The following is a 16,450-nucleotide window of genomic DNA, read 5'->3' on the forward strand; positions in this document are numbered from 1 at the left end:
TCAAGTTCATTTTAAATTAATACATCAATCTCTACTCCAGACTTAAACTCAACGGTCAGCTTATTATCAAATACCGTAACTTTTTCAATAAGCCGCCTTACCAGTTGCTCATCATATTCCTCCAGCTCATAGGACTGTTCATTCAAGAAGTCTGTCATTTCAGCTATTCGCTGCTTCTTCCTTCACGCTCTGCATTTTTAACCAGCGCATTTTGCTTCTGCTCCCGCAATCGGTAATCCAATTATGTCTCCTGTAGTTATTTATAATAGTATAAGTACTCTTCCCCTACTGGCGGCTATCTTAATACGAGCTTATAGGTTTACTTCTATTTCTAACCCTGACTTAAACTCTACCACTAGCCTGTCATTATATACAGTTGCCTTTTCAATTAGTTTTCTAACCAGTTTATCATCAAATTCCGTAATACCACCGGTTTGCATATTAAGGAAGTCCGTCATCTCAGCGATCCGATCCCGCTTATCTTGACGGAGAGCGTTTCTTGAAAGGGTTTCTTGCCTTAAGTCCCGTAAGCGGTAAATCTCATTGACAATATTATCATATGCTTCCTTTGAATTTGCCAATTGGATCAACTCGGCTTGAAGCTCTTCCAGCCTTTTATCAATATCTGCCGTACTCTCGTCCAAATCCTCGTTTAATACGGTTTCAATATTCTTTTTCAGTATGGCCAGGAAAGAGTTTTTCCCGCTGACGGCTATATTGATAGCTTCTACAATCTTCTCTTTGAGAGTATCTTCAAGTATAGTGGAAGCGGTACAAAACAAACCGGTGTTTTCCAATCTGCTGACGCATCTCCAAACGATGGATTTTTTCCCTCGGTTATTCCAATGAACCCTGCGGAATACTTCATGACACTTGCCGCAGAACACCATTTGGGATAAGGGATGATTATTGCTGTAGTTTCTCTTCTTTCCGTTCTTACTTATATGCACACATCTTCTTTTAACAAGCTGTTCCTGAACCTGCATAAAAATTTCACGCGGGATTATAGGCTCATGGCTGTTTTCTACATAGTATTGTGGAACAATACCATTATTGGGTACCCTTTTCTTTGATAAAAAATCTACCGTATAGGTTTTCTGCAGCAGCGCATCACCGATATATTTTTCATTTCTCAAAATCTTATTGATGGTACTGGTATGCCATCTGGGATTGCCTGCACCCGTCAGAATTCCGTCAGCCTCCAAACCCCTAGCTATCTGTAGCATACTGGAACCTTCAAGATATTCTCTGTAAATGCGTTTGACGATCTCCGCTTCTTCAGGTACGATAACTAAGTTACCATCCTTATCCTTTGTATAGCCAAGAAACCTGTTATGATTGATATGGATTTTTCCTTGCTGATATCGGTATTGAATACCCAGTTTTACATTCTGGCTTAACGATTGGCTTTCTTGCTGTGCCAAAGAAGCCATAATGGTCAACAGGATTTCCCCTTTGGAATCCAATGTATTTATATTTTCCTTTTCAAAGTAAACCGGAATATTTTTTTCTTTAAGCTGCCTTATGTACTTCAGGCAGTCCAGCGTATTTCTTGCAAACCGGCTGATAGATTTTGTGATTATCATATCGATTTTTCCCTGCATGCATTCTTCTATCATCCGGTTAAATTCCTCACGCTTTTTTGTGTTAGTTCCGGTAATACCTTCATCTGCAAATATGCCTGCTAACTCCCATTCTGGATTGCTTTTAATGTAATTTGTATAATGCTCAATTTGCGCTTCATAACTGGTTGCCTGCTCCTCGCTGTCCGTAGAAACACGACAGTAAGCTGCTACCCGAAGCTTTGGCAATTCCTCGGCCTTTGCACTATTCCCGATTCGCTTACGGGCAGGAATTACCGTAACATTCCTGGTTGTCATCTAAAATCACCTCGCTCTTAATAAGACTATAAGCATACTCTGCCTGCTGAAATGGATCATCGTATAGATTATCCGGCATTGAAGCATGAAACTTAAAATTCAGGCATTTCTTTTCATTTCCTTTATGTTCATAAATCCTGCCAAGCGCCTCAGCTCGCCTGTGTCTTTCCAGTTGTGCTTTTCCGAATGTGTCCTTGCTGATAATTTGCGGATAGAATTTGTCCTCAACATACCGTTTATCTGCCAGCATTCTTGCAACAGATGTGTGGTAACGCTTAATACCTGCTTTTTGTGCCGCTTTGCTTAAAGAAAGCCCGGAAAGATAAGCCTCAAATAGTTTCTCAATCTTAACTGCTTCCTCTTCATTAACGACAGCCCTGCCGTTTTGAATGTTATATCCAAAAGGTATATGGCTCATCATTTCACCAACCTTTCCCTTAAGTTCAACCCGCATTTCATTTTGAAACCTATTTCCTCCTGTGAAAACACAATGATTTCTTCAATAAAGTTCTCAAATATATCGCTATCAAATGCATCAATCTGCTTTTCAGCTTTCGTTGCAAATTTAAGAAGCTTCTCAACCTCAACGAGGATAGTCTGACTCCCATCGATTGCGCGTTTTATGGCTTCTTTTTGTTCTTTTAATATGGCTGCTTCTTTGAGCAGCTCATTTTTCTGTGTATTAAAAAGAGCGGGGTCCAGGTATCCTTTGGCCATAAGTCCCATAATCACCTGAACTCGCTCTGTATTTTCTTTGATTTTTGTTTCCATCTCCTGAATCTTTGTTATGTTATCTGAGTAATTTGTCTTCTTTAAGCTTTGCAACAATGGCCTTAGAATGAACTTATGACCGAAAATAAGCTTATTAATCATAACAACGAAGGCCTGATGGATCGCATCCTCTCTGACAAACTTCATGGAACAGCTTGATGCGTCCTTTATATGCTTTGTGCAGCACCATGCAATATATTTACGGTCACCGCTGCCATGAATTCGACGCTTTAAACTGCTGCCACATTCTGCGCATTTGATTTTCCCCGAGAAAGGGTAGCGGTTTTGATATTTACTGCTTCCCTTGATTACGCCTTTTTCTTTACCTCTTTGCTTCAATATTTCTTTGACGGCTTCAAATTCCTCATGGGATATAATGGCTTCATGATGATCTTTTATCATGTATTGATCTTTTTCCCCATGATTATAATGCCGCTTAAAATTCTCATCTGTATAGGTTTTTTGCAGAAGGACATCCCCGGTATATTTTTCATTGTTAAGAATACCGCGGATAGTGGTCGCTGTCCAATGTGAACCTCTCTTTGTTGGGATTTTATCCGAATTTAACCCATCTGCAATTTTCTGTGTGCCTTTACCGGCCAATGCCTCAGAAAAAATCCGCTTTACGATTTCAGCTTGTTCTTTATTGATAAATAGCTTTCCATCCACATAATCGTAACCATAGGGAGGGTATGAAATCTTGTATGTTCCGTTTTGAAATCTGCGCCTGATAGACCACTTACTATTTTCAGCAATGGATAAGGATTCGTTTTCCGCAAGGCTGCTCAGAATTGTCAGCACTAATTCGCCATCCATGCGCTGCGTGTTTATATTCTCTTTCTCGAAATAGATGAAAACACCGAGATCGGTAAGTTTTCTCACCATCTCAATACAGTCGGTTGTGTTTCTGGCAAATCTGCTGACTGACTTGGTTATAATAAAGTCAATTTTCTTGTTTTCACAATCTGCAAGCAGCCTTAAAAGTCCAGTTCGGTTCTCCTTTTTTGTGCCTGATATGCCTTCATCATAGTAAATCCCTGCAAATTCCCAATCAGGATTTGCTTTTATATAGGATTCATAATGGTCTTTTTGTGCTTCCAGGCTTGCCATTTGTTCATCACTGTCTGTTGAAACCCTGCAATAAGCCGCTACCCTCACCTTTGGCTTGAAAGCTTGGAGAGCATTGTTTCCATCAATCCTTGTTACCTTTCTCACTGTTTTCACCTCCTTTGGGCATGTGACATGTTACCTCTGTGTGCCGCTAATAGCAAGCTAATTAGGCCATAAGCTGTGCGTACATCGGAGAGAAAGTTTTGCGGTTCAATTTGTCGATTTTGTTGAATTCTTCTTCTGAAATCAGTCCCGCCTTAAGCATCTTTTGCAGGATTTTATATGCCCGCCAGTAATCAACCTCTCTTTGAATTTCCTCCTGTGTTATCTTTGAATATTTCGTTTCCTGCGGGTTATATGGTAAATGATTAGCCCCCTCTATCATTCAAGCACCTCCTATAAAAACTTAGGACAGCCGCGATTGGCTGTCCTTTATCGTTATTCCGGCAATTTGAGAACTTGTCCGGGGTAAATAGTATCTGAAGTCAGGCCATTGAGTTTCTTAATCTCCGGATATCTTGTTCCTCTACCGAGTTCTTTTTCTGCTATTCTCCATAAGGTGTCGCCTTTTTGCACTGTATAGGTTCTATTGCCCTTGTTATCAGGAATGCTGTTTACAATTACAAGGTTTTCTTTTGCTACCCAAGTGTTTATGCCTGCAATCTCTTGACCGCCGGATTTCTTAACCTTTTTGCCAAGCAAAACACATTCTTTGCCGCCTTTTATGACCGGCTTGCCTTTGTATAAAGTTTGTGTGACCCTGTGGTAATAGTCATTTTTAACCCACGTTGGAACTTCCACACTGCCGGGGTAGTAATTCTTTACACTGACCTTAAACTCCACCATATCTCCAATTCCAATATCAGTATTGATATCTGTACTGTTCTCCAGCGCTTTTTTTACTGCTTTACGGAAAGTGTCCATATTCTCCCCATGCTTGGGAAACCAGTGCATCACCTCAGCATGGTTGCTGGCAATACCGAGCTTGTATCCTTCGGAGTGGCAGATGATGTCATTCTCATTAAGGCCGTACTTCTTGCAGAGCATAACGCAGAGTTCAACGGCGTTCTGCCATGCTTTGCGGAAATAATCTTCCTGCTTTGCTGCATCATAACCCACCATTACCGACCCGGATTTATACGAAAACCCAGCAGGCTCACAGATTTCAAAGCCAATATGGGTATTGTTGGCTGCTCCTCCCGCATGCCACCCGCGATGATCCCAAGGGAGATACTGCCAAACCTCTTTATCGTCTACAAAAGCGTGAACACATACCTGCCTATTTATTTCGCCGGCCTTGTAAGATTTGTTCCAACGGGAAAACCACTCAGCCGCCATTACACCCGGCACAGCTGTCGAATGTACCATGATTCCTTTAGGCGTGATTTTTCGACCAGCTGTATAGCAATCGTTTCGCGTCATGTACTTCGTGTACAGCTTCATTTCTTTTCATCCTCCTCATTTGAGTGGCCATGCAGTTGTTCCAATGCGTTCTTCAGCTTTTCAGGAATGGGCAGTCCTATATGTGCTGCATTCTCAAGAATTGAAATTCCCTCGTTACTCAGGTAAAAGAAAATCACCGCTGTCCGGATTGCCCCGCCGTTGCCGAGCACCTGGCTGTCGATTATGTGTCCCACACCCACAAGTACAAATATAAGCACTTTCTTAAAGATGCCCTTGGCCCCGACTTCACTCGAAAGCTTTTTGTCTACAATGGCACACATCACGCCGGTCACATAGTCAATGGCCACAAAAGCGATGAGCGCATATAAAAATCCATCCAGCCCTCCAAGAAACCAGCCAAGAAATCCACCAATAGCAGTAAAAACCGCCTGTACCCAGTTCCATACTGTTTTCATAGTCTTAAACCTCCGTTCAACTTGAGTTTTGCATATAAAAAAGCGCCCTGCCTTAAAGCAAAGCGCTGAATATATAAAACTTTTAACCTATATTTGCTTCGGAAGCGCCTCCCACAGCCGCATATCCTCCTGCCCAAGCGACCAGATGGCTATACCTCGCAATTTCCATCGATAAGCCGCTTCGTTTGCCCAGTAAACAAGGCTGTCCACATCCTGATAATACAGAATAGAAAAACCATCCGCATCTCCGAGGAAGAGACGGGATATCCAGATATTGATGTCTTTTGGTATAATTTTTACTTCATAGTCATTACCGCAGGAAAGCGTCAAAAGCTGCGAGTGGAAAAAATCATAGTCCATCGAAATGTCCTCATTGCGAGTTGCCGATTCCTCCACATCGCTATTTACTGAAAACACCTGAAATTCATCATCCCACGTGACACCAGTGCGAGCAAGCCTGCCAAAGCTGGTTATATTTCCATCCGGAAGTTCCACATCAAAACGCTCGTATGGTTCATATACCCATGCATCGCCCAGTCTCAGTAGCTCGCATACCGTCCGGTTGTCCGAGCAGTACCCTGCATAACCACTACCACCGTTTACATTCACTGTGAAACGCAGGGTTGAAGCTGCACCTGAATATACTCTTACCTTATTGCCGCGTTTTCGCATCTCTATAGTATACATATTCGGATTAGCACGAAGATCGGCATCTGCAGTTTTTGAGAAACTGGTGGAATAGCTGCCAAGCAAGGAATTACCTTGATAAAGCTCGACTCTTTGCGTGTCATAATTTAAGCAGCAGAAAATATCCCCAAGGAACACCCCAGCCCGTCCACTGCTATTTTGAGGGAAAGCCAGCCTTGCCCGGATATGGATATCGGAAAATCCGTCGTATTTCCATGCAAGTTTGCCATATCCCTCGAGCTGGGAATATGGGCGACTTTCTGTGCTGTCTGGCTCTTGCCAAACATCCCATTCGCCGTCCAACACAGTCCAGTAATTTTCAGGCAGGATGTTCCTGTCCCGAAAATCTTCATACCAAATAAGCGCCGAGTCGGGTTTTCTTCGCAACATTTCAAATGTCAGTTTAAAACCTCGATCCGGCTCAACCATCACACCATTTACATCCTTGAACCGACGAGGAGAGAGCATAAAGCTGGCTTCACCGGCAAAGGGATACTCCGAAAATCCACTGCAAACCCTAAAACCGTAAAACTGGACTCCCGGCACACCACCGCTTATGCTGACAGCATGCGTTCCCTCTTGGAGAAATACACCTTTTGCAAGTGTCAACCAGCAAACTCTTCTCCAGTATGGCCACCATAAACGGTTCTCGCTGAAAGTCTTTGATTCACCATCAAGGGAAACGATAATCGCATTTTTGTCCCAGTAAGGAAAGCAAAGCTGTACTGCAATATCGTAATATCCCGCTTCTCTTATCTCAAAACGGTACTCTGCTGACGCCTGGTCATCTCCAAGTGAGGCCATCTCATCAGTAATAATGACATTTCCTTCGTATTCATCCGGAACTCCGTTCCTGTCAATATAAATGGTTCCGAACTCCGCTTTCTGCTCCTTGCCATAGCTTGTCAAATATCTTCGCCTGTTATAAACCCCTTTTAGCAGCGGATATTCCCAGGATATAGCATCCCACCCTTCCATATAGTCATATACATGAGGAAGAGCCCAAGGTACTTTGTTATAGTCATCCCAGTAAGCCACAATTGGAATAAACGGCTGGGGCGGTGCATCGCCTGTGAAATTGTAAACCCCAGTCATCCAGTATTTTGCCGCATAGTAGGTATTAGACACCCCTCGATAGGTTATTCCAAGGTTTTCAGGTGTATCATGAATCCTCCAGTTCCAGCCATAAGCAGGCAACCCCATGAATATCTTATCGGGTGACATAACGGAAATAGCATAATCATATATGCCCTCAAGCCAATCCCGGGGAGATACTGGGCCGGGAGCAGAGCCCGCCCATGCCATGCCATAGCTCATGATGGCGGCGGTATCGCAATAGTCGTTAAGATCGGCATAAACACACCAGTTTTCACCGCCCACCGAGCCTTGCACACCGGTCATACCCGGCAGGCAGATATTAACAAGCTTTGTAGCGTCATATGACTTTACGGTATTATATATATCCCTAAATAGTGCATTCGCCGCATCCTTGTTTTCATATCCGCCGCCGCGCTCCAGGTCAATATCCACCCCGGCGCACCACGGGTACTTGTTCATGATCCGGATGATTTCAGTGAGAAACTTATCCTTTGCACCGTTTTCGTTGTTGCGAAGTGCAGTAAAAATATTGGCTATTCCATGATTCATAATAGTGAGCAGCCACTTAATGTGCGGCCATTTCTGAATATACGGAAGCATGCTGCTGATGCTGGTACCGGTTTCAGTAATTGTGCCTGTTGCGTCAACCTCAAAAGTAAAAATGCCTACCGTATCAAAGCGGTCGCCGTAGTCTCTAAGTGCTTCATACATTCGGGCATTACCCATAAAACTCCACACCATGCAACGTTTGCCTTTTAAGAAATCCCTCATAACCGGTCACCGCCTTCCTGCATCTCCTGAAATTCAAAGAGCACCCGCGCCGATTTTCTCTCTTCCAGTTTCACTGTATGTTTGCTGTCCCATGCCGCAGAATATTGATAAAACCCATCCTTAGGAGTCTGACTTCCGTTTTTTAGGCATTGGCGGGTGGAAGCCTTGAGTATCAGCTCATCGCCTGCGTTAACCGAATCAAGAAACCTTACCTTATGCGCGCCCATATCTTGGGATATTTCAATACTTCCTGCGGCCATATCCTGTATAGGATAGATATAGCAGTCAAGACCAGCAGAAGTTTTACCCAGGTTGAATAAAATTACAGTCTCCGTTGTTCGCACCACACCGTTATAATGCCGGGGCGGAACTGGCTGCCCGTTTTCCTGCATTTTCGTTAGCATTTTGCTCGTGTGGACGGTATAGCCTGTCAACTGATCTCCATCCTGAAGCTGCAGGTCGGTGAAAAAGATTATTCCGGTACAGTCGGAAATCTTGAGTATCACAGTAACGCCCACCACATGTTTATTGCTTTTTAGTTGTATGGTTTCTGTAAATCTTGAAAACTGCATCCATTTCACCTACCCGTCTAATGTCCACTGAATTTCGCATACATGCCCGATCCATCCAGTGGAAACCGAACCGCCCTGAAGCAATAAGTCTGTAAAGTACACTGTGCCGGTGCAGTCAGTGACGCACAGCCTGATGGTGATAGATTTGACTCTGCTGATACTTTTGGGAGAAATACTGTGTGCAATCTGATTGAAATATGCCATATCATCACCCTCAAATCAGGTCTATAAATCTTGTTTCTGTTGTACCGTCCTCGTATTCAATGACTATCTCAACACCAACTTGGCCGTTTTCGCCCTTTTCAAGGTTTTCGGAAGCAATCTGCGCTGAAAATGTATAACTTTTACGTGTTGCTGGGTATACCGTCTGTGACAGACTCTTTGTCATACCAGGTACACCAACAGCTTTGAAGGAAGCAGTTCCCGAAACACCATTCTCAGTATCCACTTCAAAACCGGAATTGACCCAGTAGGCAAAACCATCATCCGCTCTGGAATTGCGCAGATGGTTGAATGGTACCATATCTTTAATTTCCTGACGGTTTACCAACTCTGCTGAGGACAGCGCATCTGCTGCCTTGTCCCACTGTGCTGAAGAATCGCCGAGTTCCCGCAGTTTAGTTGAAAGCTCAATCACTGTTTTCCATGGCTCCTGCAAGTTATACTGCCTTCTCACAACACGAGTCTTTACCAAAAGGCCTAGTTCTTTATCGTCCACTGTAACAATATCACCCAGTTTCCATTCTTCGTGCTCATAACCGGTTAGCGCAGATAAATCCATTGCAGACAGTACATAAGAAACGCGAGGCTTCGAATATTCTGCAAGCCGCATTTTTGCATATTCCAGCATCTGATACGGATTTGTAAACGACGAACAATCAAGCGTCGACACCCTCACTTCACTGGAAAAAGTGTAATCTTCCACGTATTCCTTACCTCCATTAATTGAAGCGAAGGTCAATCCGTCCTTTCCATAAGCATAGAGCCTTGTCACTAATTCGCGTGTATCGACTACCCGTTGAATACTTTTCAAATTCTTTCTATATGAAAAAAGCGCTCCGCTATCAGTACCACTAAAAGTCAAAAGGTGTACCTGGCGGTTGGCGCTGTCAAACACCAGATCGCCGCCATAAATATTCTGTACGGTGCGAAGGATGGATAAGGCATTTTTTTCTGTACACTGCCATGTCCGTTTCGTAGTGACAGTAACATTTCCTACTGTCCAACCTGTACCCAAAAGTGCATATTGCATCGGAACATCTGCAGTATCTGCATTGAATTCTCTAGGTTCTTTTTCCGCACTGAAAGACAGATCGTAAAATACCGCTTCAGCATATACTTGCGTAATAACACGCCCATCTTCGCTTTTATTGTCCGTTAAGGTTCGGATCCGGTAAATGTCATTTACGATTTGCACTTGTTTTTCATTTTCCAGTGTACTTCTTTTTGGATCATGGAACGGAAGCTTGAATTCCAGCGTATCCGCGCCGTTCACCTCACCAGTGACAATGATATCAAAGGCATTTTCAAGAACAGCTTCCCATGCTCCGTTTTTGTCCAAAATCACAGGACGGGCAAAGCCTAATTTCTCATAGGGCGCTTTCGGTATATCATGAAGCTGTATTTCCAGAAGTTTTGGCGTCTTCAACGGATCGCTGCTGGTAAGGGTAACACGGAACCTTATATATTGCCGATTTGGCGATTGAAGTTCACCGCTGGTTCCCACAGCCTGCCATGCAGACCATTCTTCAAGATCATCGCTTGTGCTGGTCTCTACTAGAGACACTGAAGTAACACCTGCAGTATATTCGCTTGTGACAGCTACACGACCGCTGCCTGATAAAGCACATGGAACCGCCCTTGTATAAAGTACGCCACTTGCAGGATACTCGCCATCTGTTGCTTTGAGGGTGACTGTGCCAGGCTCTGCCAAAGCATCTACATCCGAAGCCGCATCCCCACCGTTTGCATGTAAAGACGACTTAAAATATAACAGCAAATCATCAGCTGTAAGCTGTGAGTCCGTTTCCAGAAACCAGTCGTCGAAGCCTCCGGCATAGTAGTAGGTATTTGCATGCATCCCCATAATAATGTCTGCTATACATTCCCGATTCAGCTCTCCCGAAAAGGAACGCACAGGCGACACCCAGGTTGCCCCGTCGCTGCGATCGCATATGATGTTCTGTACCTTTTTGTTGCTTACTTCAATGATGGAGGCGATAAAATACCAGCCGCCGTTTTTTAAGGTAATGGTAGCTGTTTCACTCTGGTCGTAGATTAGTGTGCCGGAGGAGTTATACAACATCAGCCTAAGTCTTCCTTGATAAAGTGAAACATAAAGAATTGGCTGACCAGGTCCTTGGCGGGTATTGAATATGGGTATATATGTCTGGCCGACCGAATAGGTGGTAGGATTAATCCAACCGCCTACAACAATCTTTTCGCCCAGATTGCTAAAGAAACTCCCATCATTTTCTGCTATAAGATGGGTCTTTTCAGAAGTCGGATTAACAATATTTTGCCTAAAGTATCTTCCGAATCTTCCAGCAATAAGGTTTGCTGATGTACCTGACCAGCCGGAGATGGTAAAATGTCTGCCATGTCCCGATGAATCCATAAGCTGAAGATTTTCGTCTGGTGTTTTTTCATTAAATCGCCATAAAGCAGACGTCCTTGATGTTACAGGAAACTCACCGGTAAAATCCTCTTGGCTCGTTAGAATTGATTTTATCGCCATGTTATCACCTCCATCTGCTTTTTGCCTGTATTTTTAACTCAGTAAAGGTCGCGTTTTCTGCGGCAATCTCAATATGATTAACACCTTTCCTGAGAATTGGAAAATTCAGATCCTGCAGGCTGGGAAGACCATTTCTCAAGGTTCGGCCTGTTTCATCAATAACCTTAGCTGTTACCATGCCGGAGTCGACAATCAGAGTTTCACCTTCAGATAATGAGCCAACAATTAGCAATTCCTCGCCGTTTGTAATAAGCGAAATATAGCTTGATGAGGACGTTGATATCAAACCCTTCAAGAGATAAACCGGATTGGAATCCGCATTTCCTTTAACCCTCTCCAATTCATGCAGACCTGTTTCAGAAAGAACAAATATCTCATCTTCCAACGCGTAAACATACGGGTCGGGACAAACAAACCGAAGTTCAAAGCTGCCCGCTGTCCGCAATATCCGCTCACAGTCAACCGCTTCTGATAAGCGAGCCATGAAATATCGGTCGGGCAAATCATCTAGAACAAGTTGTTTAAGACCGTTTTCCGGATTTAACCATTCAGCAACATTATCAAGAACCGATACAAGATCGGCAAAACTGCGCTGGGGAAGCACACTACAGCTAATTATTATGTTTCGTTCTGATATATCGCAGCCAAAATCTGCAATACCTGCTTTGCCCGGCACAGTTTCAAAGGAATTGCGCAGGGCAGGGGAGACCTGCCATTTAGTAAGTCTTGCTCGTATTTTCATACTTTGCGACGATATTCCATTGTAGATAAATCCCATATGCTTCCCTCCATTACGCTGTTATAAAACGTCCCTGCGCCCTTGAACCTGTCTGCATCAGGTTATATAACTCCTGTGAAATCCTACGTATGTCTTCTTCACCACGAACAATCATCTGCTGCACCACAACAAGCGGCCCAGAAGCTAAACCGCTAAATTCACCTCTTCCACTTACATTAATATCAGGAGATATATTAAAATCTGTCGGCACTGCATTTTGCATATCGTCTGCCACTCTGGCCATAGCCTTGTCAAATCCCTCACCAATACCCAGTGCCATATTGCCGCCAATGCCTTCAAAAACAGTGGACGGAGATCTGATTCCAAGAAAATTCTTTACTCCATCAACAATACCGGAAAAGAAACCGGAAACCTTATCCTTAATCCAGCTACCAAGGCTTTTAATACCTTCCCAGATGCCTTTTACAATGTTCTTACCAATCTCAACCACTGAAACAACCGCCTTGCCCAAGCCTTCTATAATAGCCGCAACAATCTGAGGTAAAGACTTTACTAGTTCTGGAATGGCTTTCACAAGCCCGGCAGCAAGCTGTACGATAAGCGTAATTCCCAATTCTATGATCTTCGGCATATTGTTCGTCACAAAGTCAATGATTGTTGTAATTATCCTCGGCAGTGCTTCAATTAGTTCTGGCAATGCATTTAAAAGTCCCTGCGCCAGTCCCTGAATCAATGTAAAAGCAGCTTCAAGGATTTTGTCCATATTATCCAGCAGCCCTTGCACAATGGTGATCACTGCTTGAACCGCTGCTGGAATTAGCTCAGGTAATGCTTCTCCAAGCCCCATTACCAACGCTGTGATTAGCTGCACCGCTGCATCAATGAGTAAAGGCAGGTTATCAATGAGTGCACCTGCAATGGTCATGACCGCATCTACTGCTGCTGGAATCAGCTCCGGCAGCAGGCTCAAGAGAGTTTGAAGCACCTGAGAGAACAATTCAGTTACAGTTTGCAACAGCACGGGAAGCAGATCTTTGACTGCTGAGATAATCGCACCGGTTGCCTCCGGCAGAGCAGCCACTATATTTTCCAAAACCGGTACGATATTTTTAACTACAGCCTGAAAGGCATCCACAAGATTTTGTGTTAGGTTCGTCATATCAGCGTTCGCATTGCCAAGTCCTGCTATAAACGAACTTAGAGAGGCTTGTAAAAGACCAATGGAACCGCTGATGGTCTGGGTAGACTCTCTTGCGAAGTTGCCAGCATACTGTTCGGTTTTTTCAAAAAACATCTGCATGGCAATCTCGGCCTTTTCGGCATTGGTTGCGCTATTCCATGCAAAGTCCAGTCCTTTTGCAAGAGCATAAGCTTCAATGGTAGTGGCGTTCATGGCGACACCCAGATTATCCATCATGGTAAAGTTACCCTTGGCTGCGCCAGCGATGGATTCCATGGCAGTCTGCATGTCAATACCCATAACCGAAGCCATATCTGCCGCCCGTTGCATGGCCTTCTCAGTAAGCTCCAGACTTTTTTGCTGATCGACACCAGCACCCTGAAACAATGCGCCCATTTTGTTGGCGGTGGCAAGATACTCGGATTGAGACAAGCCCAGATTCTTGTAGGCTTCTTCTCCCGTTTTTTGGATACGTGCAGCATATTCGCCAAACACAGCTTCAGAACCGCCAAGGTTCTGCTCAAGCTCACCAAACTGCTCCACGACCTCTTTTCCCAGCTTGATGGCAGCCGCGCCCGCTGCGGCCGCTGCAGCACCCATAGCCGCGCCAACACCTTTAAGAACGCTGCCCAGCTTCTCAAATTTCAAGCTGGATTTTTCGGCGTTGTCTCCACTTTCCTTCAATTCGTCCCCAAGCTCGTCTGCACTTTCAGCAGACTGTTCGAGCTCGCGCTCCATTTTGTTCAGTTCGGCTTTTGCATTATTAAGCTGTATTTGCCACGACTGAGTACGTCTGTCGGTTTCTCCGAAAGATGAGGCGGCATTGGCAAGGGCTTTCTCCAAAGTAGCTATTTTTTCTTTCTGCAATTCGATCTCTTTGTTAAGCACCTTGTTTCTTGCAGTAACAGCTTCAACTGACTTATCCTGCTTGTCGAACTGAGATACGACCAGGTTCATTTCGCTACCCAGTACCTTAAAACTTTGATTGATCTCACGAATGGCGTTTTTAAATTCCTTTTCGCCTTCAATCCCGATCTTCAGGCCAAAATTGTCTGCCACATAACCGCCTCCTTTCCTGCAAAATTTTTAAATTCCGTAAGGTATCACGTCATCAATGGTAAGCATACGCTTTGGTTTCGCCAGCCCTAAAAACTGCTTATGGCACTCCCATAAATCAAGCAGGTACCCAATAGGCATTAGCCAAACTTCATCCTCTGAACGGTTGAGCTGGACAGTGCCGTAATATAAAAGCCGAGTGAACAATTCCTCATCGCTCACTCGGCCGGTGTGTTTTTTAAGTCATCCTCACTTTCAACATTTCTTTTGGTACCCTTGAACATTGCTTCCATAATAGCGTTTTTATATGCTGCCAGTTCCAAAGGAGATGTGAGAAGTTCCACTGTCTCTTCGGTAAGGAGTTCACGCTTTTCTTGATTTTTGAGGTTGTGTATCAAAATGCTCTGGTTAGCCAGCAGTGTAATCAGCCATACCACTTCGTCAAGAGCCATCTCGAAGTTCTCGGTTTTCATCAGTTTCGTGCCGAGGTTTTCAAGACCGCCGTACCTTTTTGCAATCTCCTTTGTCGCTTTAGTGGTTAGAATAAGCTGATATTCTTCATCGCCGATTTTGATAATTGCGCTTCTGTCATTATCCTGCATTATTCGCTGCCTCCTCCCACAGCAAATACCGGCTCATAAACTTCCGTATACCAGCCTGTAATGGTTTCAGGCGATACACCGGGATCGTCTTCGCTGACCTCTGCCTTCCAAGGGTGCTTTCCCTGGCCATCTGGTTTGTTACGTCTCATGACTGTCCCTTCAATGGTGGGTGTCGAAAAGGTAATGCTGTCGCCTTTCGTTTGGAGATTTGTAGCCGGGATTCCGAATTTAACCCTGTAAAGCCAAAAATACCTGTACTTGCCGTTAGCTTTCTTGGCTCTAAAGCCGATTGCCACAGGTGCGCCTCCATCCTCACTGGCAGAAATCAGCACCTTATTGTCATCAAGAGTGGCTCCCGTCAAAACCTCAGCAGCGTCTACTCCGATATCTGCAACACCAAGAGTCAGTGTGCCGCTTTGAAATTCCTTGACCACTTCTGCCGCCCCGTCATCGGCATAAAGTGTCGCCTCTGCCAGCTCCACAGAAAGTTCTGCCGTAATAGCCTTAGCCAGCGGAACAGGCGTGGCGTATGTCTCTTCTCCGTTTTCATTCTCAGTTATTTTGGCATAATATAACCTGTCCAGTCCGATTGTGGCCATGTTTTTCATTCCTCCTTTACTTCATATTCTTTTGCCACATCAATGGCATAGTGGTGATAGCCGGTATCGTCCTCATGGCCTATATACCGCCTGTCGGTAATGGTAAAGCCTGCTTGAAGCAATGTGTTCACTATTTCGTTTTTACGGGCAGTGTAGTTTCCCTTTATAAATAAAGACAACCTTACCTCCTGGGTTTCTACCTGAGGCTGGTTGTCTGCAAAAACTTCAAATGTATCTGTCATCGGAGTAATGACAAGGTACTCATCTGGCGGTACACCGCTAAATACCCCGGTTTCAATGGGGATACCCAAACCATCCAATAACGAGTTTAATTCTGACAATATGCTCATATACGACCCAGCTCCTGTTCCAGTCTTGACTTCATTGCTTCGATGCAGGACTTCCTTGTAGCTGATTTTGCCGGTTTCAAAAAGGGCCTTGGAGGCTGGCCGGACTTGCCATACTCAATAATATTAGCAATCTTCGCATTGCTTTCCCCATCCTTCCTTGGTTCAGTAAAGCCGATTTTTATGTTGTGGTTTCCATCCCTGTCCTGTTTGGCAGGAGAGAGTCCCAAAGCATTTACCAATTCACCGGTTGCTCTGGACGGATATTTAGTGCCGCTCCCGATAACTGACTGAAGATTGGACTTCACTTTTGAAAGAACCACTTCCCCGCCTGCTTCCAGCACCTTAGGTATGATTTCGTCTGTCCTTTCTCCAAGTCTGGATAACTTGAGCAAGAACTCTTCCGGCATTTTAACTTCCACCTTAGCCACGTTGCAGCCCC

At 44.3% G+C, this 16,450-nt stretch carries 17 protein-coding genes and 1 pseudogene; all 18 read right to left on the reverse strand.

Going from position 1 to position 16,450, the window contains the following annotated elements; all coding sequences use genetic code 11:
• Positions 1–11 precede the first annotated feature (11 nt).
• Positions 12–235 (reverse strand): annotated as a pseudogene (locus tag CLOCL_RS22685) (recombinase family protein); the annotation flags it as partial.
• A gap of 76 nt (positions 236–311) precedes the next feature.
• Positions 312–1,880 carry a recombinase family protein gene (locus tag CLOCL_RS18105; protein WP_014256668.1) on the reverse strand — a complete coding sequence of 523 codons (1,569 nt, stop codon included), beginning with the start codon at positions 1,878–1,880 and terminating at the stop codon, positions 312–314.
• Positions 1,843–2,334, reverse strand: coding sequence for a serine integrase family protein (locus CLOCL_RS18110; RefSeq protein ID WP_014256669.1), 492 nt, complete (start codon positions 2,332–2,334; stop codon positions 1,843–1,845). The genes CLOCL_RS18105 and CLOCL_RS18110 overlap by 38 nt, the downstream gene beginning before the upstream one ends.
• Positions 2,298–3,866 (reverse strand): recombinase family protein, encoded by a 1,569-nt coding sequence (locus tag CLOCL_RS18115; protein WP_014256670.1) that lies wholly within the window; start codon positions 3,864–3,866, stop codon positions 2,298–2,300. The genes CLOCL_RS18110 and CLOCL_RS18115 overlap by 37 nt, the downstream gene beginning before the upstream one ends.
• A 61-nt stretch (positions 3,867–3,927) precedes the next feature.
• Complete coding sequence (locus CLOCL_RS18120) at positions 3,928–4,146, reverse strand: SHOCT domain-containing protein (RefSeq protein ID WP_014256671.1); 219 nt, start codon at positions 4,144–4,146, stop codon at positions 3,928–3,930.
• Between the two features lie 53 nt (positions 4,147–4,199).
• Positions 4,200–5,204: an N-acetylmuramoyl-L-alanine amidase gene (locus CLOCL_RS23605; protein ID WP_014256672.1), complete on the reverse strand. Its 1,005-nt coding sequence runs from the start codon at positions 5,202–5,204 to the stop codon at positions 4,200–4,202.
• Positions 5,201–5,620: a phage holin family protein gene (locus CLOCL_RS18130; protein ID WP_014256673.1), complete on the reverse strand. Its 420-nt coding sequence runs from the start codon at positions 5,618–5,620 to the stop codon at positions 5,201–5,203. Before CLOCL_RS18130 ends, CLOCL_RS23605 begins: the two co-directional genes overlap by 4 nt.
• 87 nt (positions 5,621–5,707) lie before the next feature.
• A complete protein-coding gene (locus CLOCL_RS18135; protein ID WP_014256674.1) occupies positions 5,708–8,176 on the reverse strand; it encodes a glycosyl hydrolase family 18 protein in 2,469 nt (822 codons plus the stop codon).
• Entirely contained in the window at positions 8,173–8,748 is a 576-nt protein-coding gene (locus CLOCL_RS18140; RefSeq protein ID WP_014256675.1) for a hypothetical protein, read from the reverse strand. Before CLOCL_RS18140 ends, CLOCL_RS18135 begins: the two co-directional genes overlap by 4 nt.
• Before the next feature lie 9 nt (positions 8,749–8,757).
• Entirely contained in the window at positions 8,758–8,952 is a 195-nt protein-coding gene (locus CLOCL_RS18145) for a hypothetical protein (RefSeq protein ID WP_003520677.1), read from the reverse strand.
• A 10-nt stretch (positions 8,953–8,962) separates the two neighbouring features.
• Positions 8,963–11,485, reverse strand: a complete 2,523-nt coding sequence (locus CLOCL_RS18150) for a phage tail spike protein (protein ID WP_014256676.1) — start codon at positions 11,483–11,485, stop codon at positions 8,963–8,965.
• A 4-nt stretch (positions 11,486–11,489) separates the two neighbouring features.
• Entirely contained in the window at positions 11,490–12,263 is a 774-nt protein-coding gene (locus tag CLOCL_RS18155; RefSeq protein WP_014256677.1) for a distal tail protein Dit, read from the reverse strand.
• Positions 12,264–12,276: 13 nt separating this feature from the next.
• The gene (locus CLOCL_RS18160; protein ID WP_014256678.1) at positions 12,277–14,463 is read right to left on the reverse strand and encodes a phage tail protein; all 2,187 of its coding nucleotides are present in this window, start codon (positions 14,461–14,463) and stop codon (positions 12,277–12,279) included.
• Between the two features lie 27 nt (positions 14,464–14,490).
• On the reverse strand, positions 14,491–14,682 hold the full coding sequence (locus CLOCL_RS18165) for a hypothetical protein (RefSeq protein WP_003520671.1): 192 nt from the start codon (positions 14,680–14,682) through the stop codon (positions 14,491–14,493).
• Positions 14,679–15,062, reverse strand: a complete 384-nt coding sequence (locus CLOCL_RS18170) for a hypothetical protein (RefSeq protein ID WP_014256679.1) — start codon at positions 15,060–15,062, stop codon at positions 14,679–14,681. The genes CLOCL_RS18165 and CLOCL_RS18170 overlap by 4 nt, the downstream gene beginning before the upstream one ends.
• On the reverse strand, positions 15,062–15,661 hold the full coding sequence (locus tag CLOCL_RS18175) for a major tail protein (RefSeq protein WP_014256680.1): 600 nt from the start codon (positions 15,659–15,661) through the stop codon (positions 15,062–15,064). The genes CLOCL_RS18170 and CLOCL_RS18175 overlap by 1 nt, the downstream gene beginning before the upstream one ends.
• Positions 15,662–15,666: 5 nt before the next feature.
• Positions 15,667–16,011, reverse strand: coding sequence for a hypothetical protein (locus CLOCL_RS18180; RefSeq protein WP_004400082.1), 345 nt, complete (start codon positions 16,009–16,011; stop codon positions 15,667–15,669).
• Positions 16,008–16,439 (reverse strand): HK97 gp10 family phage protein, encoded by a 432-nt coding sequence (locus tag CLOCL_RS18185; RefSeq protein WP_014256681.1) that lies wholly within the window; start codon positions 16,437–16,439, stop codon positions 16,008–16,010. Before CLOCL_RS18185 ends, CLOCL_RS18180 begins: the two co-directional genes overlap by 4 nt.
• Positions 16,440–16,450: the final 11 nt, after the last annotated feature.

It is taken from the genome of Acetivibrio clariflavus DSM 19732, assembly GCF_000237085.1.
In the GTDB taxonomy this organism is placed as follows: Bacteria; Bacillota; Clostridia; order Acetivibrionales; family Acetivibrionaceae; genus Acetivibrio; species Acetivibrio clariflavus.

Excerpts from the sequence above, each read along its gene's own strand:
- CLOCL_RS18105 (WP_014256668.1), bottom strand. The coding sequence starts at position 1,880 with ATGACAACCAGGAATGTTACGGTAATTCCTGCCCGTAAGCGAATCGGG.
- CLOCL_RS18110 (WP_014256669.1), bottom strand. The coding sequence starts at position 2,334 with ATGCGGGTTGAACTTAAGGGAAAGGTTGGTGAAATGATGAGCCATATA.
- CLOCL_RS18120 (WP_014256671.1), bottom strand. The coding sequence starts at position 4,146 with ATGATAGAGGGGGCTAATCATTTACCATATAACCCGCAGGAAACGAAA.
- CLOCL_RS23605 (WP_014256672.1), bottom strand. The coding sequence starts at position 5,204 with ATGAAGCTGTACACGAAGTACATGACGCGAAACGATTGCTATACAGCT.
- CLOCL_RS18130 (WP_014256673.1), bottom strand. The coding sequence starts at position 5,620 with ATGAAAACAGTATGGAACTGGGTACAGGCGGTTTTTACTGCTATTGGT.
- CLOCL_RS18135 (WP_014256674.1), bottom strand. The coding sequence starts at position 8,176 with ATGAGGGATTTCTTAAAAGGCAAACGTTGCATGGTGTGGAGTTTTATG.
- CLOCL_RS18140 (WP_014256675.1), bottom strand. The coding sequence starts at position 8,748 with ATGCAGTTTTCAAGATTTACAGAAACCATACAACTAAAAAGCAATAAA.
- CLOCL_RS18145 (WP_003520677.1), bottom strand. The coding sequence starts at position 8,952 with ATGGCATATTTCAATCAGATTGCACACAGTATTTCTCCCAAAAGTATC.
- CLOCL_RS18150 (WP_014256676.1), bottom strand. The coding sequence starts at position 11,485 with ATGGCGATAAAATCAATTCTAACGAGCCAAGAGGATTTTACCGGTGAG.
- CLOCL_RS18155 (WP_014256677.1), bottom strand. The coding sequence starts at position 12,263 with ATGGGATTTATCTACAATGGAATATCGTCGCAAAGTATGAAAATACGA.
- CLOCL_RS18170 (WP_014256679.1), bottom strand. The coding sequence starts at position 15,062 with ATGCAGGATAATGACAGAAGCGCAATTATCAAAATCGGCGATGAAGAA.
- CLOCL_RS18175 (WP_014256680.1), bottom strand. The coding sequence starts at position 15,661 with ATGGCCACAATCGGACTGGACAGGTTATATTATGCCAAAATAACTGAG.
- CLOCL_RS18180 (WP_004400082.1), bottom strand. The coding sequence starts at position 16,011 with ATGAGCATATTGTCAGAATTAAACTCGTTATTGGATGGTTTGGGTATC.